The 19,970-nt window shown below is 55.3% G+C and carries 19 protein-coding genes and 1 tRNA gene; 7 read left to right on the top strand and 13 right to left on the bottom strand.

Annotated features, from left to right (window positions below; translation table 11 throughout):
• Positions 1–111 precede the first annotated feature (111 nt).
• A complete protein-coding gene (locus LINBF2_RS09805; protein WP_281888506.1) occupies positions 112–1,461 on the bottom strand; it encodes a TolC family protein in 1,350 nt (449 codons plus the stop codon).
• Complete coding sequence (locus LINBF2_RS09800; protein ID WP_281888504.1) at positions 1,458–4,682, bottom strand: efflux RND transporter permease subunit; 3,225 nt, start codon at positions 4,680–4,682, stop codon at positions 1,458–1,460. The genes LINBF2_RS09805 and LINBF2_RS09800 overlap by 4 nt, the downstream gene beginning before the upstream one ends.
• A gap of 84 nt (positions 4,683–4,766) precedes the next feature.
• Here LINBF2_RS09800 and LINBF2_RS09795 point away from each other — a divergent pair, with 84 nt between their 5' ends.
• Genes LINBF2_RS09795 through LINBF2_RS09775 form a run of 5 tightly spaced genes read left to right on the top strand, consistent with a single transcriptional unit; the run spans position 4,767 to position 7,963 of the window.
• Positions 4,767–5,129 (top strand): metalloregulator ArsR/SmtB family transcription factor, encoded by a 363-nt coding sequence (locus tag LINBF2_RS09795; protein ID WP_104801441.1) that lies wholly within the window; start codon positions 4,767–4,769, stop codon positions 5,127–5,129.
• Positions 5,126–5,506, top strand: coding sequence for a rhodanese-like domain-containing protein (locus LINBF2_RS09790; RefSeq protein ID WP_104801418.1), 381 nt, complete (start codon positions 5,126–5,128; stop codon positions 5,504–5,506). Before LINBF2_RS09795 ends, LINBF2_RS09790 begins: the two co-directional genes overlap by 4 nt.
• Before the next feature lie 17 nt (positions 5,507–5,523).
• Positions 5,524–5,868 (top strand): carboxymuconolactone decarboxylase family protein, encoded by a 345-nt coding sequence (locus LINBF2_RS09785; protein WP_104801419.1) that lies wholly within the window; start codon positions 5,524–5,526, stop codon positions 5,866–5,868.
• The gene (locus LINBF2_RS09780; RefSeq protein ID WP_281888501.1) at positions 5,847–6,800 is read left to right on the top strand and encodes a prenyltransferase; all 954 of its coding nucleotides are present in this window, start codon (positions 5,847–5,849) and stop codon (positions 6,798–6,800) included. The genes LINBF2_RS09785 and LINBF2_RS09780 overlap by 22 nt, the downstream gene beginning before the upstream one ends.
• Positions 6,797–7,963: an MFS transporter gene (locus LINBF2_RS09775; RefSeq protein WP_104801420.1), complete on the top strand. Its 1,167-nt coding sequence runs from the start codon at positions 6,797–6,799 to the stop codon at positions 7,961–7,963. The genes LINBF2_RS09780 and LINBF2_RS09775 overlap by 4 nt, the downstream gene beginning before the upstream one ends.
• Positions 7,964–7,995: 32 nt before the next feature.
• Here LINBF2_RS09775 and LINBF2_RS09770 read toward each other — a convergent pair whose 3' ends face one another.
• The 3 genes from LINBF2_RS09770 to LINBF2_RS09760 form a co-directional block, all read right to left on the bottom strand.
• Positions 7,996–8,208 carry a DUF2892 domain-containing protein gene (locus tag LINBF2_RS09770; protein ID WP_104801421.1) on the bottom strand — a complete coding sequence of 71 codons (213 nt, stop codon included), beginning with the start codon at positions 8,206–8,208 and terminating at the stop codon, positions 7,996–7,998.
• Positions 8,209–8,287: 79 nt separating this feature from the next.
• On the bottom strand, positions 8,288–9,247 hold the full coding sequence (locus tag LINBF2_RS09765) for a tripartite tricarboxylate transporter substrate binding protein (protein WP_281888497.1): 960 nt from the start codon (positions 9,245–9,247) through the stop codon (positions 8,288–8,290).
• Between the two features lie 27 nt (positions 9,248–9,274).
• On the bottom strand, positions 9,275–9,862 hold the full coding sequence (locus LINBF2_RS09760) for a carboxymuconolactone decarboxylase family protein (RefSeq protein WP_281888495.1): 588 nt from the start codon (positions 9,860–9,862) through the stop codon (positions 9,275–9,277).
• 147 nt (positions 9,863–10,009) lie between these two features.
• Between LINBF2_RS09760 and LINBF2_RS09755 the strand changes: the two genes are divergently transcribed.
• Positions 10,010–12,223 (top strand): SulP family inorganic anion transporter, encoded by a 2,214-nt coding sequence (locus tag LINBF2_RS09755; RefSeq protein WP_281888493.1) that lies wholly within the window; start codon positions 10,010–10,012, stop codon positions 12,221–12,223.
• Between the two features lie 10 nt (positions 12,224–12,233).
• Here the strand turns inward: LINBF2_RS09755 and LINBF2_RS09750 are convergent, their stop codons facing one another.
• The 6 genes from LINBF2_RS09750 to LINBF2_RS09725 all read right to left on the bottom strand — a co-directional run bounded on the left by LINBF2_RS09750 (position 12,234) and on the right by LINBF2_RS09725 (position 15,509).
• On the bottom strand, positions 12,234–12,608 hold the full coding sequence (locus tag LINBF2_RS09750) for a VOC family protein (protein WP_281888491.1): 375 nt from the start codon (positions 12,606–12,608) through the stop codon (positions 12,234–12,236).
• A gap of 79 nt (positions 12,609–12,687) precedes the next feature.
• A complete protein-coding gene (locus tag LINBF2_RS09745) occupies positions 12,688–12,972 on the bottom strand; it encodes an HU family DNA-binding protein (RefSeq protein WP_104801425.1) in 285 nt (94 codons plus the stop codon).
• 163 nt (positions 12,973–13,135) lie between these two features.
• A tRNA-Arg gene (locus tag LINBF2_RS09740) sits at positions 13,136–13,210 on the bottom strand.
• Positions 13,211–13,232: 22 nt separating this feature from the next.
• Complete coding sequence (locus LINBF2_RS09735) at positions 13,233–14,417, bottom strand: VWA domain-containing protein (protein WP_104801818.1); 1,185 nt, start codon at positions 14,415–14,417, stop codon at positions 13,233–13,235.
• Between the two features lie 9 nt (positions 14,418–14,426).
• Positions 14,427–14,642 carry a hypothetical protein gene (locus LINBF2_RS09730; RefSeq protein ID WP_281888487.1) on the bottom strand — a complete coding sequence of 72 codons (216 nt, stop codon included), beginning with the start codon at positions 14,640–14,642 and terminating at the stop codon, positions 14,427–14,429.
• Positions 14,643–14,654: 12 nt separating this feature from the next.
• Positions 14,655–15,509: a MoxR family ATPase gene (locus LINBF2_RS09725; protein WP_281888485.1), complete on the bottom strand. Its 855-nt coding sequence runs from the start codon at positions 15,507–15,509 to the stop codon at positions 14,655–14,657.
• Between the two features lie 56 nt (positions 15,510–15,565).
• On the opposite strand from LINBF2_RS09725, the gene LINBF2_RS09720 reads away from it, so the two are divergent.
• The gene (locus LINBF2_RS09720; protein WP_281888483.1) at positions 15,566–16,228 is read left to right on the top strand and encodes a c-type cytochrome; all 663 of its coding nucleotides are present in this window, start codon (positions 15,566–15,568) and stop codon (positions 16,226–16,228) included.
• Between the two features lie 45 nt (positions 16,229–16,273).
• Here the strand turns inward: LINBF2_RS09720 and LINBF2_RS09715 are convergent, their stop codons facing one another.
• Both LINBF2_RS09715 and LINBF2_RS09710 read right to left on the bottom strand, forming a co-directional pair.
• Positions 16,274–18,742 carry an ATP-binding protein gene (locus LINBF2_RS09715; protein ID WP_281888481.1) on the bottom strand — a complete coding sequence of 823 codons (2,469 nt, stop codon included), beginning with the start codon at positions 18,740–18,742 and terminating at the stop codon, positions 16,274–16,276.
• A gap of 55 nt (positions 18,743–18,797) precedes the next feature.
• Positions 18,798–19,970 carry a CoA transferase gene (locus LINBF2_RS09710; RefSeq protein ID WP_281888479.1) on the bottom strand — a complete coding sequence of 391 codons (1,173 nt, stop codon included), beginning with the start codon at positions 19,968–19,970 and terminating at the stop codon, positions 18,798–18,800.

Here is a 19,970-nt window from a genome sequence, read left to right as displayed (position 1 = left end):
TCTGAAATTGGTAATTCACTAGTTGCTTATGTATAAATTCTAGCAACCCCGACTTGTCAGAGTCTCAAGGGATTTCCCTGCTGTGAGTGACCCAGCACGCAGCAAGCGTATTTATTTCAGCCAAGCATTCACTTGGCGTAGCTGGGCTTCGCCCAATTCACCACTGGCGGCAGATAAGCGCAGCTGCTCCATCGCAGTTTGAATGCGCAGTTGCACCACGGCCAGTTCGGCCTGTGCCGCATCGTGCTCAGCGCCCAGCAGTTCATTGGTGGTGCGCGCACCGGTGCGGTGTGCTTGACGGGTGGAGGTCAGACGCGCCATGCTGGCTTGCTCGGATTGGCTCAAGGCTTGCAGGCGGGCTTGCGCGGTGCTCAGGCTTTGCCACGCGTCGCGCACCTGTTGCTCGACTTGCTGCTCAACCGCCTCTTGGTCGTAGCGCAGTTTTTCGACTTGCTTCAAGGCTTCGCGTTCGCGCGACTCCACCATACCGCCTGTGCTGAGGGGGGCATTGAGCTGAATGCCCACCATGTATTGCGCCGTTTGGTTGCTGGCACTGCCATACATGCCTTGACCGGATAGACGGTCCATTTGCGCTTGAGCCACCCAGTCCACTGTCATGGCATTGCCTGCTTTGATGCGTTTGGCTTCTTGGCCTTGGATGGCCTGTTGCAAGCCCATCATTTGGAGGCTGGGGGATTGTTGTTTGGCGCGAAGCACCCAAGTGTTGGCATCAGCCAAGTTGGCGGGCGTGAGATTGATGTTGCCGATGGGCAGCAATTGCGTGGGCTCTTGACCTGTCAATTGGCGATAGGCCACCTTCTTGTTGGCCAAGTTGTTTTCGTGTGTGAGCACATGGGCGCGAATTTCAGACACACGGGCGTTGGCCTCTTGCACGTCCATCACACTGGCGTCGCCCACGGATTGACGCTTGCTGATTTCAGCTGCAGCTTGCTGCATGGCTTTTTGCTGGCGTTGCAACACGCTGAGAGTTTGTTCAGCGCCCACCACATCAAAGTAGCGTTGCGCCGTGCGCATGATGAGGGCTTGCTGGGCTAGTTGCCATTGGATTTGCGCAATTTGTGCGGACATTTCGAGCTGCTTGCTTTGCGCTTCGCGCTCTGGGCTGATCCATGCTTTTTGTGCGCCGATGCTGGCACGTGTCAAAGCGCCTGCATTCACATTTGTTTTGAATGTCACATCGCTTTGGCCCATGGCCTCTGCACCCTTGGTGCGGCTGTCTGCGCCGCCTATGCCCACAGCACCACCAGCGGACACCATGGGGGCCCACAAGGCTTTGGCTTGTTCTTGTCTGAACGTGGCCTGCTCGTGCAAGGCACGTGCGGCTGCGATTTCTGGATCACGGGCAAGCGCTGCTTGCCATGCGCCCATCAAATCGGCGGCTTGTGCAGCAGAGGTGATGCCAGCCAAGGCGAGTGCGGCAATGAGGGGCAAGCGTTTCATGCGTGTTCTCCAGAAATGACAGAAGCAGGCTTGTTCTTGAAAGCCATGAAATAGAGCAACGGAATCACCAACAAGGTGAGTGCGGTCGAGACAAAAATACCGAAGATGAGCGAGATGGCCAAGCCGTTGAAGATCGGGTCATCCAAGATAAAGAACGCACCCATCATCGCGGCCAAACCAGTCAACACAATCGGTTGCGCGCGGGTAATGGCCGAGGCCACCACCGCGTCTTTCAGCGCCACACCTTGCGAGACTTGCAAGCGGATGAAGTCCACCAACAAGATCGAGTTGCGCACGATGATGCCGGCCAAAGCGATCATGCCAATCATCGAGGTAGCCGTGTACGGTGCACCAAATAAAGCGTGGCCTGGCATCACACCAATGATGGTGAGCGGGATAGGTGCCATGATGATGAGCGGCACGAGGTAAGAGCCAAACTGCGCCACCACCAGCAAGTAAATGAGCACCAAGCCCACGGCATAGGCAGCACCCATGTCACGGAAGGTTTCATACGTCATTTGCCATTCACCATCCCACTTCACGGCGTAGTGTTGATACGGGTCGGCCGGTTGTTGGATGAAGTACTCATCCACAGGTTTGCCATTGGGTGCTTGAATTTGGTTCAAGCCACTGCGCATGCCAAACATGCCGTACAGCGGGCTGTCGACCTTGCCAGCCATGTCGCCCACCACATAGGTGACGGGCAGCAAGTCTTTGTGATAAATGGGCTGTTCGCGTTGGGTGTCACTGATGGTGACGAGCTGTCGAATGGGCACGATTTCGCGCTGCGAGTTACGCACGCCAAGGCTGAGTAGTTTGTCTAACGAGTCTTGCTCGCTCTTGGCTAAGCGAATAACGATAGCGCCTGCGTATTTGTTTTGGTCATGTGCGTAGACGGTTGACTCACCCGCCAAAGCCGCACGTAAGGTGCTGACAATGGCTTGTTGCGACACGCCCATTTGCGCGGCCTTTTGGCGGTTGATCAACAGCACTTGGCGAGGTGCTGCGCTGATGGTGCTGTCGTCCACATCCACCACGCCTTGTTGTGCGCTGAACATCGCGCGCACAGATTTGGCCACTTGATTGCGGCCTTCGTCTGTGGGGCCATACACCTCAGCCACGATGGGGGCCAACACGGGTGGGCCTGGTGGCACTTCAATCACTTTGACATTGGCGTTGAACTGTTTGCCGATTGCTTGCAGGGCAGGGCGCTCGCGCATGGCGATGATATGGCTTTGCGCTTTACGCAAGTGCTTGTCTTGCAAGTTGACTTGGATGTCACCCACGTTGCCGCCGCTGCGCAAATAGTATTGACGCACCAAGCCGTTGAAGTTGATCGGGGCACTCAAGCCCGCGTAGGCTTGGTAGTGCGTCACCTCTGGCACGGTGGCTAAATGAGCACCCAAGGCACGCAATACTTTTTCAGTTTCTTCCACGCGGGTGCCTGCAGGCATGTCGACCACGATTTGGAATTCAGATTTGTTGTCAAACGGCAGCATCTTCAAGGCAACCAAGCCAGCCACTGGCAAGGCTATCGACACCACGATGGCACCGAGCACGGCTGCGCCTAGGCTCCAACGGTTGCGCTGGCCAGACTTGTCATTCAAGAAAGGTGTGAACACGCCATTGAAAAAACGCTTGAGCCATTGTTTGAATGCGCTGTCATCCTCAGCACCGTGTGCTGGTGAGGCTTTCATCCAAATGCGTGCCAACCAAGGCGTCACCACAAAGGCCACAGCCAGCGACAACAACATGCCCATGCTGGCATTGATTGGGATGGGGCTCATGTAGGGCCCCATCAAACCAGTCACAAACGCCATGGGCAACAAAGCTGCAATGACGGTGAAGGTGGCAAGGATGGTGGGTGCGCCTACTTCATCAACCGCGCCTGGGATGATTTGTGTGAGGGTTTTGTGAGGGAACAAACCTTGGTGACGGTGGATGTTCTCCACCACCACGATGGCGTCGTCCACCAAGATGCCAATCGAGAAAATCAGCGCAAACAGCGACACGCGGTTGAGCGTGAAGCCCCAAGCCCACGAGGCAAACAGAGTGACCGTCAAGGTCAAGATCACAGCAGTACCCACAATGGCAGCTTCTCGGCGGCCCAAAGCAATGAACACCAAAGCCACCACAGAGGCTGTGGCGAACAGCAGCTTTTGAATCAGCTTCTTGGCTTTGTCATTCGCGGTTTCGCCGTAGTTGCGCGTGGTGGTGACTTCCACGTTTTGTGGAATCTTGCTTTGCTTGAGTGTGGCCACTTGTGCCAACACAGCATCAGCCACCTCAATGGCGTTTTCGCCTGGCTTCTTGGTGATGGCAATGGTCACTGCGGTGCGTTCGCTAGGCTTGGCGCCTGCCACACCGTGCCACACGGCGGTGTTGGCTTGTGCACCGCCATCGCGCACTTGGGCAATGTCATGCACGTGCAAAGGTGTACCCGCACGCACGCCCACCACCAAGCTGGCCACATCTTTGGCGCTGCTCAAAAACGGACCGGATTCAATCGCAATGGCTTGTTGGCCGACCAACAAATCACCCACCGGTGCGCCCAAATGCGCCGCTTGCAAAGCCATGCGCAGCTCGGGCACAGTGATGCCAGCTGCCTGCATGCGTGCAGGGTCGATGTCAATTTGAATGGCGCGTGATGGGCCGCCCACGGTGGTGACCTCTCGTGTGCCTTTGACGCGTTTCAAATCGATCTCAATGTTTTGCGCAATGCGCTCAAGTTCAAAAGCACTTGGGTCGGTATCCTTGCCGTGCAAGGTGAGCGACACGATGGGCACATCGTCAATGCCTTTGGGTTTGATGAGCGGCTGCAACACGCCCAAGCCTTTGGGTAGCCAATCAGCATGTGAGTTGACCGTGTCATACAAACGAACCAAGGCTTCGGTGCGAGGCACGCCCACCTTGTATTGCACGGTCACCACTGACATGCCGGGTTGCGAGACTGACATGACATGTTCGACACCTGCAATTTGCGACAGCACTTGCTCGGCAGGGCCAGACACCATTTGCTCCACATCCTTCACCGATGCGCCCGGGAAGGGGATCAGCACATTGGCCATGGTCACGTTGATTTGGGGTTCCTCTTCACGTGGCGTCACCATGACGGCAAAGACACCGAGCAGAAAGCACACCAAAGCCAGCAGCGGTGTGATTTGCGCGCTTTGGAACAAACGGGCCAAACGGCCAGAGATGCGAAGGTTTGAATCAGTCATGGTGCTCATTCTATAAATAATTCATCAATTATTTAACCAAACAATTAAATAATCAATCGCTGAATTATGTCTACAATCGAAAACATGAACCAACTTCCAGAACAAGCCATTGACCGTGTGGCCAGCTACTTCCAAGCCTTGGCAGAGCCCACACGGTTACGCATCTTGAATTTGCTGCGCGAAGCCGAGCACAACGTAGGTGAACTGGCCGAGGCTTGTGGCTACACCGCAGCCAATATGTCGCGCCATTTGGCGGTGTTGATGCAACAAGGCTTCGTCAAGCGTGAAGGCCGTGGCACCAGCGTGTATTACCAAATTGCAGATCCCACCATTTACGCCTTGTGCGATTTGGTGTGTGATCGCATCACCCAGCAGCATTTAGCGCAAGCCTGGCCTTTGGCCACGGTTGCCAAAAAACGTTCCACCACAGCAAGGAGAGTCGCATGAAAACAGCCCACGATTTGGTGATTGAAGCTAAAAAATCAGTTGAAGAAATTTCTGTGGATCAAGCTGTTGAAGCGATTCAAGCTTGTGATGTTTTGATTGATGTACGTGAAGCGGATGAATACGCTGCCGGTCATTTGCCCGGTGCCATGCACATGTCACGTGGCATGTTGGAGTTCAAGATGGCGGGTAATCCCAAGTTGCAATCGCGTGACTTGACCATCGTGTTGTATTGCAAAACCAGTGGTCGTGCTGCTCTGTGTGCACAGTCTTTGGCGCAGATGGGCTACACCCATATCCAATCCATCGCAGGTGGCATTGATGCGTGGCAGGCTGCAGGCCATGACGTGTTCAAGCCCGCACAGCCTTCCTTTGAATAAACGCAACGAGAGTCACCATGAGCACGTTTGACCATCCCACCCTCATCAAGAACATCAGCCAATCGATGACTGAGTTGCGCAAGGCGCAACCCGAGGCCATGCAAGGCTTTGGTCAATTGGCCAAAGCGGCCATGGCCACCGGTGCTGTGAGCGAGAAACACAAAGAGTTGATGGCCTTGGCCATTGGCATCACACAGCACTGCTCGGGCTGCATTGGTTTTCATGTGAAAGCTTTGCATCGCGTGGGTTGCACACGTGAAGAGTTGGAAGAAACTTTGGCCGTGTGTGTCTACATGGGCGGCGGCCCTGCGTTGATGTATGCCTCGGAGGCGTTGAAGGCATGGGAAACCATGGCGCCATGACCGATCAGAAGTCCTTGCCCTGGCGCACGCTGGTGCAGATGACGCGCCCCGGCTTCTTGGTGATCACAGCCGTGGCGTGTGTGTTGGGTGCCTCTGTGGCTGCGGCTTGCGGACACGGCCCCAACGTGTGGACCGCTTTGGCCACTTTGGTGTTGGCTGTGCTCATGCATGCGGCGGCCAATGTGCTGAACGATTACCACGATGCCCTCAATGGTGCGGACGATGCCAACAGTCAAGGTTTATTTCCGTTCACGGGTGGTGCACGCCTCATTCAAAACGGACATGTGACCACGCAAGACACCCACAACTTGGCAGGCGCCTTGATCACGGTGTTGATTCCCTGCGGCTTGTTGCTGGCGGTGAAGACGGGTGGTGGCCTGGTGTGGTTAGGGCTGGCAGGTTTGTTTTTGGGGTGGGCTTACTCTGCGCCGCCTTTGGTTTTGATGAAGCGAGGTTTGGGCGAGCTGACGGTGGCCCTGACGTGGGGTTTGGTGGTGGTTGGCGCTGACTATGTGCAGCGCGGCCAATTCTTTGTCATTCCTGCGGCGGTGGCGCTGAGCTTTGCTTTGTTGGTAGGCAACATCTTGGTCATCAACGGTTTCCCAGATGCACAGGCTGATGCACAAGTGGGTAAGCGGACTTTGGTGGTTCGCTTCGGTCCACGCCGTGTTGCTTGGATGTATCTTGCGTTTGCCTGTTTGGCGTATGCATGGTTGTTGGTCGGGGTGCGGCTGTTCATCCATCCTGAGCCTGCGTTGTGGGGCTTGGTGTCTATGCCCCTGTCGCTGGCGGCATTTGTGATGCTTCTAAAGAATGCAGAGCAACCTGCACGTTTGGCACCTGCCATTGTTTTGACGATTGCAGCGGCTGTGTTGCATGGTTTGGCCATGTCGGCTGGCTTGTTTTCTCTTTCATTGTTTGGGTCGTTATGAACCGTCATCTCGTTTTGCTGTCTATCGCGCAGGGTTTGTTCCTGACCAACAACGTCACCTTCATTGCCATCAATGGTTTGGTGGGGCTGAGTTTGGCGCCCGAGGCGTGGATGGCCACATTGCCCGTGATGGGCTATGTGGTGGGCGGCGCGTTGAGCACGGGCTTGGTCGCCAAATCGCAGCAACGTTTTGGCCGCAAAGGTTCGTTTCAATTGGGCTTGTTGGTGGCTTTGCTATCAGCTGCTTTGGGTGCGTTCGCAGTGCTGTCGCAATCCTTTTGGTTGTTGGTCACGGCTACGGTGGTGGCCGGTTACTACAGCGCCAATGGCCAGCTGTATCGCTTTGCAGCCGCTGAGCTGTGCAAGCCCGACTACCGCGAGAAGGCCGTGTCGTTGGTGATGGCGGGTGGTTTGATTGGCGCTGTGATTGGCCCGAACCTCGCCATTCAAACCAAGAGTTTGTTTGGCATGCCGTTCGCAGGTGCGTATGTGGCGTTGATGGGGGTGGCCGTGCTGTCGATGGCGGTGATGAGCTTCATCCACTTTCCACCCGCACCCGTTGTGAAAGCGGATGACACGGGTGGTCGTCCATTGGGCGAAATCATGCGTCAGCCTGTGTTCTTTGTGGCGGCCTTGGCGGCTGCTCTGGGTTACGGCGTGATGAACTTGTTGATGGCAGCTACACCGCTGGCCATGCAAGTGTGTGGTTTCCCGTTTGAAGACACCGCGTGGGTGTTGCAGTGGCATGTGATTGGTATGTTTGCACCGGGCTTTGTGACGGGGCATCTGATCAAACGCTTTGGCGTGTTGCCCATCATGGGCGTGGGCGTGTTGCTCAACATCGCTTGTATTGCCATTGCCCTCTCAGGCGTGGACTTGCACCAGTTCTTGGTGGCTTTGTTTTTGTTGGGTGTGGGTTGGAACTTTTTATTCACGGGCAGCACCACGTTGTCGATGCAAGCCTACACACCGCAAGAGAAAAACCGCGCCCAAGCCGCCATTAACTTTTGCGTGTTCGCCACCATGGCTTTCACCTCGTTTGCCTCGGGTGCGTTGGTGACCACGCAAGGTTGGGCTTGGCTCAACTGGGGTTCGTTGGTGCCTGTCCTCATCACGGGTGCAGGGTTGCTGTGGTTGGCGCGTAAAAAAGCCTCAGCCGCTTGAAGGCGCTGAGGCTGGTGTGAAGCGATAGCCTTTTACTTGGCTGGCTCTTCTTGTGCAGGCTTCATGGGGCAAGTGTTCAGCCCTAGCAAGGTGTACGCGCCGCAAAAGCGGAACACACCCGTGGCCAACACGATGACGCCCAAATAACCCCAAGCACCCACCACACCCGTGGCGGCCAATGCGATGAGGACCAAGCCCGCGACGATGCGCAGAATGCGGTCAATGCCGCCAACGTTTGCTGTCATATGTTTCTCCTAAGTGATGATGCATTAGACACTCGTATCGTCTATTCGTGCTTGATGTAGGTCAACGCGTCTTTTGCAATCACTCAGGTTTGATGTTGCCGTCTTTCACCACTTTGGTCCATTGCGTCAGTTCTTGCTTCAGCAATGCATCCAGTTCACCAGTGCTCGAGCTAGTGGCTTGCATGCCTAGCTTGTTGAAGCGTTCTTTGACATCGGGGCGCTGCATGATGCTGCGCAGGTCTTGGTTCATTTTGTCGACGATGGCTGTGGGTGTTTTAGCTGGTAAGAAGAAGGCCAGCCAAATCGTGGTGGCATAGCCTGGCACGCCTTGCTCGCTGATGGTGGGCAGGTCGGGTAACTCGGGGTGACGTTTGGCGCTGGCGATGCCCAATGCTTTGACCCGACCCGACTTGATGTTGGGCACAGCCGAATTGAAGGCATCAAACATGATTTGAATGTGGCCAGCTAACAAGTCTTGTGCGGCGGGGCCTTGTCCTTTGTAGGGTGCATGACCCAGTTGTGTCTTGGTCATGTTGGCAAACATTTCAGAACCCAAGTGGTAGGTACTGCCAATGCCGGATGAGCCGTAGAACAACTTGCCCGGATTGTCTTTGGCATAGCGCACCAACTCTTGCACGTTGTTGGCTGGCACCGATGGGTGGACCACCAAAATGTTTTCAATCGTGGCCACTGTGCTGACCGCTGCGAAGTCACGCACGGGGTCATACGAGAGTTTTTGCATGAGCGCGGGGTTGGCCGCCATGATGCTGCTCGTGCCAAACAAAATCGTGTTGCCGTCAGCCGGTGCACGCGCCACAAACTCTGCGCCAATTGCCCCGGTCGCTCCTACACGGTTGTCCACGATGACCGTCTTGCCCATGGCATCTGACAACAAGGGTGCAATCACGCGTGCGGCAATGTCAGTGGGGCCGCCGGTGGAAAAAGGCACCACCAAACGCACGGTGTTGTTTTGTGCGAAGGTGGCGAAGGATGTCAAAAGAATGCTGGCAGCAACCGCGATGTGACGGCGTGAAATCATAGAAATCTCCTGATGGATAAAACCAATTTAAGCCAACAACCGCTGGCGAATGTCGAGCGGTGAGAACACCTCTAAGGGCTCAGTACCTCCGTTGGGGATGCCCACTTGTGTGGCGTTGAGCAACATCGACACCATCACATAGGTGCCAGAGAGCACGGTGAGATCGACCACGGCTTGCTCACCCATTTCAGCGACGGCCTTTTGCCACAGCGCATCGGGCACGCGGTGGTTGAGGGTGAGCTGGATGCAAAAGTCATACACCAAGGCTTCGTCTTCTTGCATGCCTTCTGGGCGTTTGCATTGGCGCAGCTGTTCAATGATGTGTGTGGACAGACCTGCACGTTGCGCGATGGGGTCATGCGCCCACCACTCGTATTGCGCGTTGGCAATGCGGGCTTGAATCAGGATGGCAAATTCATTGAGGCGTTTGCTGACCGATGTTCTAAAGCGCAGGTAATCTAAGAAATCAAAACAACGACGCGCCATGTCAGGGCTGCGCAGCAAGGCGTTGTAGGGGCCGCCTAAAGCGGCGCTTGAAACTTTCAAAATATCGTCGGCCAGTGGGCGCACCTCAGGTGCCAACTCTTCATAGGTGATTTGTTTGAACCGTTCCATCTATCGTGTCTTTCAAGTGAGGGGGTTGCGCGCCTAAAGGCGTGATGCATATGGTGCCTGTGTTGTGACAACTGACTTGCGTGATTACCCGCAAGCAGTCTTCTGTGCGACTGAAAAGTGCTTGATGGATGGTGATAACCTTGAGGAATGACTACCGCTCAATTGAAACTATCGCGCGCCAATTTATCTGGCGATATTTGGGGCGGCTTTGCTGCCATGTTGGTGGCGCTGCCATCGGCCATTGCGTTTGGTGTGACCATCTTCTCGCCGCTGGGTGCCGAGTTTGGTGCCAAGGGGGCGTTGGCAGGCATGCTGGGTGTGACCGCACTGGGCTTGATTGCCGCCACCTTTGGTGGTACGCAACGGCTCATCTCGGCACCTTGTGCACCAGCAGCTGCAGTGCTTTCTGCACTGACCATTCAAATGACGCAGCAGGGTAGCGGTGTGGGTGCGGTGGTGCTCACTTTGTTCTTGGTGGCTTTCGTCAGCAGCTTGGTACAAATTTCGTTTGGCTTGCTGCGCATCGGTGAGCTCATCAAGTACATGCCGTTTCCTGTGGTGAGCGGTTACCTCAGCGGTGTGGGCCTGATCATCATCATGAGCCAGTTGCCCAAGTGGATGGCCCTGCCCAAAGGCATGAACTGGTGGCAGGGTTTGCACGCGATGGAGCTGTGGCAAACGCCGAGCTTGATCGTGGGTGCGGCCACAGCCGCGTTGATGTTGTTGGCACCACGCATCTCCACCAAAGTACCGGCCGTGATCGTGGGTTTGTTGGGTGGCATGGCTTCGTATTGGTTGTTGGCGTTCAGCGCATGGCCTGAGTTGCGCAACTTGCATGACAACCCGTTCATCATTGGCCCATTGGCGGTGGGGGGCGAAGGCTTCTTTGAGTCCTTGCTCGACCCCTTCCGTAGCTTGAGCGAATCTGGTTTCCCACATTGGACACAGATTGCATTTCCTGCCATCACGCTGGCCGTGTTGCTGTCCATCGACACACTCAAAACCTGCGTGGTACTCGATGCCATGACTGGCTCACGCCACGATTCCAACAAAGAACTCATTGGCCAAGGTTTGGGCAACTTGGCCTCGTCCCTTATTGGCGGCGCACCCGGTGCTGGCACCATGGGCGCGACTTTGGTGAACAAGGCCAGTGGTGGCACCACTTATTTGTCTGGTGTGTTCCAAGGCGTGTGGTCGCTGTTAGCCATCTTGTTATTGACCTCGCTCATTGCGTGGGTGCCTGTGGCGGCTTTGGCTGCGCTGCTGATCGTCATCGGTTTCAAGATGATCGACTGGCATTCGCTGCAACTGCTCAAAGCCAAAGACACCATGCTCGACTTCGCGGTCATCTTGATTGTGGTCATCGTGGCCAACACCGTGAGTTTGATTGCCGCTTCAGGCGTGGGCGTGGCCATGGCCATCATGCTGTTCTTGCGTGAGCAAATTCATACCACCACAATTCGCCGCAAATCGTTTGGCAACACCATGTACTCGTCACGTGTACGTGGCCAGCGTGAGCGTGACGTGTTGGCCGAGACGGGCAGCCACACGGTGATTTTTGAATTGCAAGGCAGCTTGTTCTTTGGCACCACCGATCAGCTCTACACCGCGATCGAGCCGGAGCTGAGTAAGGCCAAGTTTGTGGTGCTCGACTTCATGCGCGTGCAGTCCATGGACATGACCGCAGGCCACATGATTGAGCGCATTCGCAACATGCTGTCTGAGCGTCATGCGCGTTTGGTGCTGACCCGTGTGCCCGAGCGTTTGCCCAGTGGGCGCGACTTGCGTTCGTATGTGGACCACATCGGTTTGTTGTCTGACAGTACGGCCAAGATTTTTGATGAGTTTGACGAAGCGCTGGAATGGATTGAAGACGAAACCTTGGCGCTGGCCGGTCACGCCCATGTGTCTAAAGAGGGCATCCCCTTGGGCAAGTTTGAACTCTTCCATGGCTTAAACGATGACGAAATTGCCGCGCTGGAGCGTTGTGCCCAACACCATGTGTTTGAGGCGGGTGAGTTGATCTTTGGCGCAGACTCAACGGGCCATGAGCTGATGCTGATCAGCCGAGGCGAGGTGAAGGTGAGCTTGCCATTGGCCAATGGCAAAACCATTCACTTGACCACCTTCAGTCGTGGTCAGTTCTTTGGTGAGATGTCGTTCTTAGATGGCCGCGCCCACTCGGCCGATGTGTATGCCACGCGCGAGACCGAGCTGATTGCCATCGACCGCAAAGCCTTTGCCACCGTGGCGGCAGGCGATCCGGTGATGAGCATCAGCGTCATGCGTGCGGTGGCCTTGGCCATTGCCGACCGATTGCGCCATGCCAACGCAGAGCTGCGGGAGATGCGTCAGGCTTGATGCGATTGATTTAGCTACGGCACATCGCGCAAATCTTGTTGCCCGATGGGTCACGCAAGTAAGCGATGTAGTAGCTAAACGCGGGGTTGGTGCGCAGGCCTGGTGGGTCTTCGCAGGTCACGCCGCCATTGGCCACGCCTGCGGCATGAAATGCGTCTACTTCGGCGGGTGACTTGGCCGCAAAACCAAACGTGCTGCCATTGCCAAAGCTGGCTGGCTCGCCGTTGATGGGGGTGGTGATGCCAAAGGTGCCCGTGGGTGTGCGGTACACGTAACGGCTGCCTGCACCTGCGCCTGGCGCGTGGCCCAGCGCGCCGAGGGCTGCGTCATAAAACTTACGTGAGGCTTCGAGGTCTTGAGCACCTAAAAAAACGTGTGTGAACATGTTTGTCTTTTGATTCATTTGGAAAAAGAAAAAAGCGGCTCGGTTGCCCGATGCCGCTTTTGTGCGTGAACGCGAAGAATTACTTCTTCTTGGTGTTCACAGCAGCTTTGAACGCTGCGCCAGCAGTGAAGCGAGGCACCACAGCAGCTGCGATTTTCAAAGCTTCGCCAGTGCGTGGGTTTTTGCCAGTGCGTGCAGCGCGAGCGGCAGCTTTGAACGTGCCGAAGCCGATCAATTGCACGTCGTCTTTTTTGGCCACAGCGTGTGTGATCACTTCGAGAATGGCATTGACAGCGCGGCCAGCGTCGGCCTTTGTCAATTCGGTGTGTGCTGCCACTGCTTCGATCAATTCAGTTTTGTTCATGTCATTTCCTTATTAAAACGGGTGCATTGTGCCAGTTTTGCTCAGTGTTTTCGAGGTTGTCGCGATTGCTTTTTTGCAAACGATGCCTAGGAAATTCCCTGATCGTGCACCATATAGAGACACAGGCTACAAAATGAATTCTGTTTAGTTACAAATTGGAACTTGGTGCCCCCGACAGGAATCGAACCTGTATCACTCCCTTAGGAGGGGAGAGTTCTATCCATTGAACTACGGTGGCAATCCGCGTGTATTTTAGGGTGCTACTTGCTCAGCATTCGCATGGCTTCTTCCAAGCCTTTGAGCGTGAGCGGATACATGCGGTTGCTGACGATTTGTTGAATCATGGCAATGCTTTGCCGGTATTGCCACACGCCTTGAGGTTCGGGATTGATCCACGCAAATTTGGGGAAGGCGTGAAGCAGGCGTTGCAACCACTCGGCACCTGCTTCTTCGTTGTTGTATTCCACGCTGCCACCGGGTTGCACAATTTCGTACGGGCTCATGGTGGCGTCGCCAATGAAGATGAGCTTGTAGTCTTTGTTGTATTTGCGAATGATGTCCCAGGTTTCAAACTTCTCAGCGTAGCGACGTTTGTTGTTGCGCCACATGAAGTCGTACACGCAGTTGTGGAAGTAATAAAACTCCAAGTGCTTGAACTCAGCTTTGGCTGCGCTGAACAATTCTTCGACGCGGGCGATGTGATCGTCCATGGTGCCGCCCACATCCATGAGCAACAACACCTTCACATTGTTGTGGCGCTCGGGGCGCATCAAGATGTCTAAAAAGCCTGCATTGGCTGCGGTCTTATGAATCGTGCCGTCAAGGTCCAGCTCTTCGGCCGAGCCTTCGCGTGCAAAGCGACGCAAGCGACGCAAGGCCACTTTGATGTTGCGTGTGCCCAGCTCTTGGGTGTCGTCGTAGTCGCGGTAGGCGCGTTGGTCCCATACTTTCACGGCGCTGCGGTTACCGCCTTTACCGCCAATGCGAATGCCTTGTGGGTTGTAGCCACCATTGCCAAAAGGCGATGTGCCACCTGTGCCAATCCATTTGTTGCCACCTTCGTGGCGTTCTTTTTGTTCTTCGAGACGTTTTTTCAAAGTTTCCATCAACTCGTCCCAGCCCATTTTTTCGATGGCGGCTTTTTGTTCAGGGGTGAGTTCTTTTTGAAGGATTTTTTCTAACCAATCCAACGGTACTTCTTTGGTGAAGTCGGTCAGCAGCTCCACGCCTTTGAAGTACGCACCGAACGCGCGGTCAAACTTGTCGTAATGCTTTTCATCTTTGACCAAGATGAGGCGGCTCAACACATAAAAGTCATCCATGCTGCAGGCATCGCTACCAGGCCCCACCACTTGCTTTTGCAGCGCCTCCAGCAGCGTGAGGTACTCCTTCACCGAAACCGGCAGCTTGGCCGCGCGTAGGGTGTAGAAGAAGTCGATCAGCATGGCGTGGGTTTATTCGGCGTCTGACTTGGGAGCACGAAAGTGGCGTGCTGCTTGCAAGCCCATGCCGCCACCAATGCCGACCAGCAAGATCGCAATGATGCTGCCCGTGCCATAGCCTTCGGCAAACAAATTCAAGCCAAATGCCACGCCTAAGCCATAGCCGAGCAATGCGCCTACGACGAAACCAATGGCGTCGGTCAGGCCTTCGATGAGGGATGCAAACATGGTGATCTCTTCTTAACGGTTACGGCTTTGCATGAACACCAGCTTTTCAAACAGCGTGGTATCTTGCTCGTTTTTCAGCAGCGCGCCCACGAGTGGTGGAATGGATACTTTGTCGTCTGCGGTTTGCATGGCTTCAATCGGGATGTCTTCGGCCACCAGCAACTTGAGCCAGTCAATCAACTCACTGGTCGATGGTTTTTTCTTCAATCCGGGCAAGTTGCGAATGTCAAAGAAGGTCTTCATCGCCACGCTCAACAAGTCTTGCTTGATGGTGGGGAAGTGCACCTGCACGATGTGGCGCATGGTGTCAGCGTCTGGGAACTTGATGTAGTGAAAGAAGCAGCGGCGCAAAAACGCATCTGGCAGCTCTTTCTCGTTGTTCGAGGTGATGAACACCAAGGGGCGAGTTTTCGCTTTGATGAGCTGGCGTGTTTCGTAGCAATAAAACTCCATGCGGTCGAGCTCGCGCAACAAATCGTTGGGGAACTCGATGTCGGCTTTGTCGATCTCGTCGATCAACAAGGCCACGGGTTGCTCGGAGGTGAACGCTTGCCACAACACGCCTTTGAGGATGTAGTTGTTGATGTCTTTGACGCGTTCTGCGCTCTCGGTATCAGCCATCTGGCTGTCGCGCAAACGGCTCACGGCATCGTATTCATACAGTCCTTGTTGGGCCTTGGTCGTGGATTTGATGTGCCATTGCAACAGGGGTAAACCCAGGGATTGGGCCACCTCTTCTGCAAGCATAGTCTTGCCTGTGCCTGGTTCGCCCTTGACCAGCAAGGGTCGCTTGAGTGCGATGGCCGCGTTGACCGCGAGCATCAGGTCTTGGGTTGCAACGTAGGTGTCAGTGCCTTTGAATTTCATGGGTCGTTCCGTCTATTATTTGGGTTACATCAACCTCTAGGGATTGTGGTTTGCATATGAAAAAGTTTGTCTCGTTCGCGTTTGCTCTGACTGTATCTGCTGTGTCGTCGCTCTCATTGGCCCAAGACGTCAAAGGCGATGCTAACGCAGGTGAAAAGAAAATCGCGATGTGTATCGGTTGCCACGGCATCACAGGCTATCAAGCCAGTTTTCCTGAAGTTTACAAAGTACCCAAAATTTCAGGCCAAAGCGAAAAGTACATCACCACGGTGCTGAACGCCTATAAAAAAGGCGAGCGCAAACACCCCACCATGCGCGGCATTGCCGACAGTTTGAGTGACCAAGACATGGCCGATATTTCTGCCTACTACGCCAACCATGGCAAGGTTGCTGGTGCAGAGTTGCCAGCCAAGGCGACTGAGCCCAACGCCAAAGTGGCCGCTTTGCTTACCAAAGGTGCATGTGCTTCATGCCATGGTGAAAACTTTGCCAAACCCATCGACCCCAGCTATCCAAAAATTGCAGGTCAACATCCAGACTACTTGTTTGTGGCTTTGAAGTCTTACAAGGTAGAGGGCACTGCAACTTGGGGCCGAAGCAATGGGGTGATGGGTGGCGTGGCCAAACAATTCAGCAACGCCGAACTGAAAGAGCTGGCCAACTACGTTGCTTCTCAGCAAGGCGATCTTAAAACGGTGCCTCAGAGCAAGTTCCGTTAAAGCAACGGTTTGCCTGAGCGGAAGCCCCACGCAGTGGGGCTTTTTTTATTTGCCGTCGAGTTGCTTTTGAAATTTGTGGCTCATGTGCCGCACGCTTTGTGCGGGCTCTTTGTGGCAGGCACGTCGGTAGGCTTGTAGCGTTTTATCGGCCAAGGCCAAGATGCTTTGCGCTTCATAGCTGCCTCCTTTGAGCTCTTTGCCAAAGACGGTGCCCATCAAGAGCTCAGCCCCTTCGCTGGCATGCTCTGCGGTGTAAATGTGAAATTGTCCTTGTGCGACAGCATCCACCACGTCTTGGCTGAGCATCAAATGATGACGGTTGCGACTGGGAATCAAGGCGCCTTGTGTGCCGTCCAAGCCTTGGGCTTTGCAGGTGCGAAAGAAGCCTTCGATTTTTTCGTTCACGCCACCCACGGGCAAAATTTCGCCGTTTTGATTGACCGCACCCGTGACCGCAATATTTTGTTTGATTGGCAAGCCTGACAGAGAAGACAGCAGGGCATACAGCTCGGCACACGACGCAGAGTCTCCCTCGACGCCGCTGTACTCTTGCTCAAACACCACTGAGGCGTTGAAGGCCAAAGGTGCGATGTGCGAAAACAGCGCTGACAAATAGCTGTGCAAGATGAGCACACCCTTGTCGTGAATCGGGCCTGACAACTTCACTTCGCGTTCGATGTTGACCAATCCCTCGTTGCCCGCATAAGTGCGTGCCGTGACACGCACAGGAAAGCCAAAGGCATGGTCGCCCAGCTCGATGACGGTGAGGCCATTGAGTTGGCCTATTTGTTCGCCTTGCAAAGAAATCAGCCGTTCGCCATCGGTGATGGATTCTTGCAAACGCTGCTCGATGTAGCCGTTTCTGAAATTGCGTGCCGCGATAGCGGCATCCACATCGGCAGCTTGCACCTTGTCTGCGCTGCGTTGGCGAGCGTGACTGGCGCTTTCAATGATGAGTGATTCGGTGTGCGAGAACAACGCGCTTTGACGCGTCTGGTCATCCACCTCGCGGTGCGTGCATTCGATCAAGCGGGCCACTGCATCGGCGTTGAAATGTGGCAAACCTAGGCGCTGGCAACTGTGTGCCACAAAGATGGCGGAGGCGCGGTGCGTGCCTGCATTGGCTGTAAAGCTTTCGGAAAATTCCACTTTGCACATGAAGCGACGGAAGAACTCAGGCGCGCCTTCTTGCAACACGTAGTACTCCTCGACGGTGCCAATCAGCACAATCTTCACGTCGATGTGCACGGCCTCGGGTTCGAGTGCCACCGAGGCAATGGGCGAGAGGTGCAAGCCTGATTCTTCAATCTGCAAACGACCACTGCGCAAAAAGCGTGAGAGCTTTTCCCACACCAAAGCATCGGTCAGTAAGTCGCGCACATGCAGCATCAAAAATCCACCGTGTGCCTTGAGCAAGCTGCCCGCGCGGATGCGCGAGAAGTCGGTCATCAACACATCGTCTTCGGTTTGGTATTCCACGCTGCCAAACAAGGTGCGAAACACGGGGTTGTCTTCGACCAACACGGGCGCGCCGTGTGTGTCGTGGTTGTCCACGGCCACGTTCACGCGGTAGCGCAGCAGCAAGGTGTTGAGGGCTTCGAGGCGTGTTTCTTCTTCGTCATCGTCGCGGGGCTCAAACAGTTCGATGTGTTCCAGCACATCCGCCATGACTTTTTGAAAGTAATGCGCGAGCTTGGCGTTGTCTTGGCTGGGTTTGGACAAGGCTTGTTGGATGTGCGCTAACTCTTGCTCCAACATGGGCTTGATGGTTTGGCGACGCAAGGCGGCCAAGCCTTCGTTTTTGACACGGTCAATCGGGCGTGTTTTGTCGAGGAAGTTGGCAATCTCGGCGCGCAGCTCCACCTCGGCTTGGTCGATGGCGGTGCGTCGCTCTTTTGGCAAAGCCAGTGCTTCGGCTTCTGTCAATGGCACGCCTTTTTCATCGCGCAGGGTGAACACCAAATGCCCGCCTTCGCGAAACAGCGAAAAACTGCGCGCTTCAGCAAACGCATCCAGTACGGCGTAGGCGCGGTCTTCTTCTTGTTTGTAGGTTTTCTCGATGTGCTCGCTCTCCACTTTGAAGTCTTGGGCGGTCAAGCGTTTGGGAATTTCAGCGAGCAGTGTTTTGGTGAGCTGAGCCATGTGCACGCGCAGCTTGCGGCCTTCGCCTGCGGGAATGTGCACCGCGTGCGGATGCTCTGGTGTGTCGAAGTTGTGCAAGTAGCACAGGTCAGGTGGTACAGCTCGGGTGGCCGCGACGCTGTGCATCATTTGTCGAAGCAAGGTTGAGCGACCGCTGCCGACTTCACCCAACACAAACAAGTTGTAGTTGGCTTGCGTCATTTCCAAGCCAAAGCGCGCGGCGGTCTCGGCGCGCTCTTGGCCAATCCACGGCAGGGCGTGTGACACCAATTCGGAGGTGTCGCTAAAGCCCAGCTCTGTGGGTTGGATGGTCAGTCGCAAATCTGCTGCTGAAACGGTTTGGGCACCGAGTGGTTGAGAGGGGGTGTGCATGTGCTTTTCCATTTGCGACGGCAGTGTCTTGGCAGTTGTAGCACAGACCTTAGCTTCAAGTTTTGAGGCTGCTCAGCACTTCGTCGGTATGTTCACCCAAACGCGGTGCGGGGCGCCACACGCCTGTCGGTGTGCCGCTCATGCGCACGGGTGGACGCAGTTGACGCAACATACCTTCAAACGGATGCGGCACATCTAGCCAGCCTTGCGTGGCGGCCAAGTGTGGGTCGGTCAGCAAATCGTCGAGTTTCATCATGGGCATGACGGGGATGTCATGCGCGGTGAAGTCTTTCATCCACTCGGCACTGGTGCGCGTGCGCATGTGTTCGCCAACCACACCATACAGCGCATCGATGTTCTTGAGTCGATCTGCATGCGTGGCAAAGCGTGCGTCGGTTTGAAACAAATCAGGCTGGCCCACCAGTTTCAAAAAATCACGCCAATGTGTGTCGTTGTACATGAGGGCGCAGATGTGGCCGTCTTGAGTGGCGTAGGGTTTGCGATTGACAGCAAGCAAACGTGCATAGCCCATGCCGCCCAGCGACGGCTTCCATGTTTCGCCACACAAGTGATCGCCCAGCACAAACTGCAACAAGCATTCAAACATCGGCACTTCCACATGCTGGCCCATACCTGTGCGGTAGCGCGCAATGATGGCGGCCATCACCGCGTGCACCATGTTGAGCCCCGTCACGCGGTCGGCAAAGGTGGTGGGCGCGTAGCGGGGTTCGTGGCTGCCGCTTTGCGTCATCAACCATGGCATACCCACGGCGCCTTGAATCAGGTCGTCATACGCGGGCCAGTCTGAGTAGGGGCCACCTTCGCTGTATCCGTACGCGCCACACACCACCAAGCGTGGGTTGACGGTGCGCAATGTGTCATACGACAAACCTAAGCGCGCCATGGCGGCAGGGCGAATGTTGTAGGTCAGTACATCGGCGGTTTTGCACAAGGCCAGCAGCTGCTCGCGTTGTTCGGGCTTTTTTAAGTCCAGCACGACCGAGCGTTTGTTGCGGTTGGCGTTGATGAAGATGTGGCCCATGCCCGGGTGCTTCATGGGGCCAGCGTGGCGCATGATGTCGCCGCTGGGCGGCTCGATCTTGATGACGTCAGCTCCGTAGTCGCCCAAGATTTGCGTGGCGTAGGGGCCTAGCACCACGCCCGTCAAATCAATCACGCGCAAACCTGCGAGTGCGCCTTGCAGGCTTGCGTTGTCAGTCAGGTTCAT

Origin of the sequence: Limnohabitans sp. TEGF004 (assembly GCF_027924965.1) — a bacterium.
Lineage (GTDB): Bacteria > Pseudomonadota > Gammaproteobacteria > Burkholderiales > Burkholderiaceae_C > Limnohabitans.
This window is presented reverse-complemented; position numbering and strand designations above follow the sequence as displayed.

Coding starts and splice junctions, on each gene's coding strand:
- LINBF2_RS09805 (WP_281888506.1), bottom strand. CDS start 1,461: ATGAAACGCTTGCCCCTCATTGCCGCACTCGCCTTGGCTGGCATCACC.
- LINBF2_RS09775 (WP_104801420.1), top strand. CDS start 6,797: ATGAACCGTCATCTCGTTTTGCTGTCTATCGCGCAGGGTTTGTTCCTG.
- LINBF2_RS09755 (WP_281888493.1), top strand. CDS start 10,010: ATGACTACCGCTCAATTGAAACTATCGCGCGCCAATTTATCTGGCGAT.
- LINBF2_RS09770 (WP_104801421.1), bottom strand. CDS start 8,208: ATGACAGCAAACGTTGGCGGCATTGACCGCATTCTGCGCATCGTCGCG.
- LINBF2_RS09780 (WP_281888501.1), top strand. CDS start 5,847: ATGGGAAACCATGGCGCCATGACCGATCAGAAGTCCTTGCCCTGGCGC.
- LINBF2_RS09710 (WP_281888479.1), bottom strand. CDS start 19,970: ATGAACCTGACTGACAACGCAAGCCTGCAAGGCGCACTCGCAGGTTTG.
- LINBF2_RS09765 (WP_281888497.1), bottom strand. CDS start 9,247: ATGATTTCACGCCGTCACATCGCGGTTGCTGCCAGCATTCTTTTGACA.
- LINBF2_RS09760 (WP_281888495.1), bottom strand. CDS start 9,862: ATGGAACGGTTCAAACAAATCACCTATGAAGAGTTGGCACCTGAGGTG.
- LINBF2_RS09790 (WP_104801418.1), top strand. CDS start 5,126: ATGAAAACAGCCCACGATTTGGTGATTGAAGCTAAAAAATCAGTTGAA.
- LINBF2_RS09800 (WP_281888504.1), bottom strand. CDS start 4,682: ATGACTGATTCAAACCTTCGCATCTCTGGCCGTTTGGCCCGTTTGTTC.
- LINBF2_RS09745 (WP_104801425.1), bottom strand. CDS start 12,972: ATGAACAAAACTGAATTGATCGAAGCAGTGGCAGCACACACCGAATTG.
- LINBF2_RS09725 (WP_281888485.1), bottom strand. CDS start 15,509: ATGAAATTCAAAGGCACTGACACCTACGTTGCAACCCAAGACCTGATG.
- LINBF2_RS09785 (WP_104801419.1), top strand. CDS start 5,524: ATGAGCACGTTTGACCATCCCACCCTCATCAAGAACATCAGCCAATCG.
- LINBF2_RS09750 (WP_281888491.1), bottom strand. CDS start 12,608: ATGTTCACACACGTTTTTTTAGGTGCTCAAGACCTCGAAGCCTCACGT.
- LINBF2_RS09795 (WP_104801441.1), top strand. CDS start 4,767: ATGAACCAACTTCCAGAACAAGCCATTGACCGTGTGGCCAGCTACTTC.
- LINBF2_RS09730 (WP_281888487.1), bottom strand. CDS start 14,642: ATGTTTGCATCCCTCATCGAAGGCCTGACCGACGCCATTGGTTTCGTC.
- LINBF2_RS09720 (WP_281888483.1), top strand. CDS start 15,566: ATGAAAAAGTTTGTCTCGTTCGCGTTTGCTCTGACTGTATCTGCTGTG.
- LINBF2_RS09715 (WP_281888481.1), bottom strand. CDS start 18,742: ATGCACACCCCCTCTCAACCACTCGGTGCCCAAACCGTTTCAGCAGCA.
- LINBF2_RS09735 (WP_104801818.1), bottom strand. CDS start 14,417: ATGCTGATCGACTTCTTCTACACCCTACGCGCGGCCAAGCTGCCGGTT.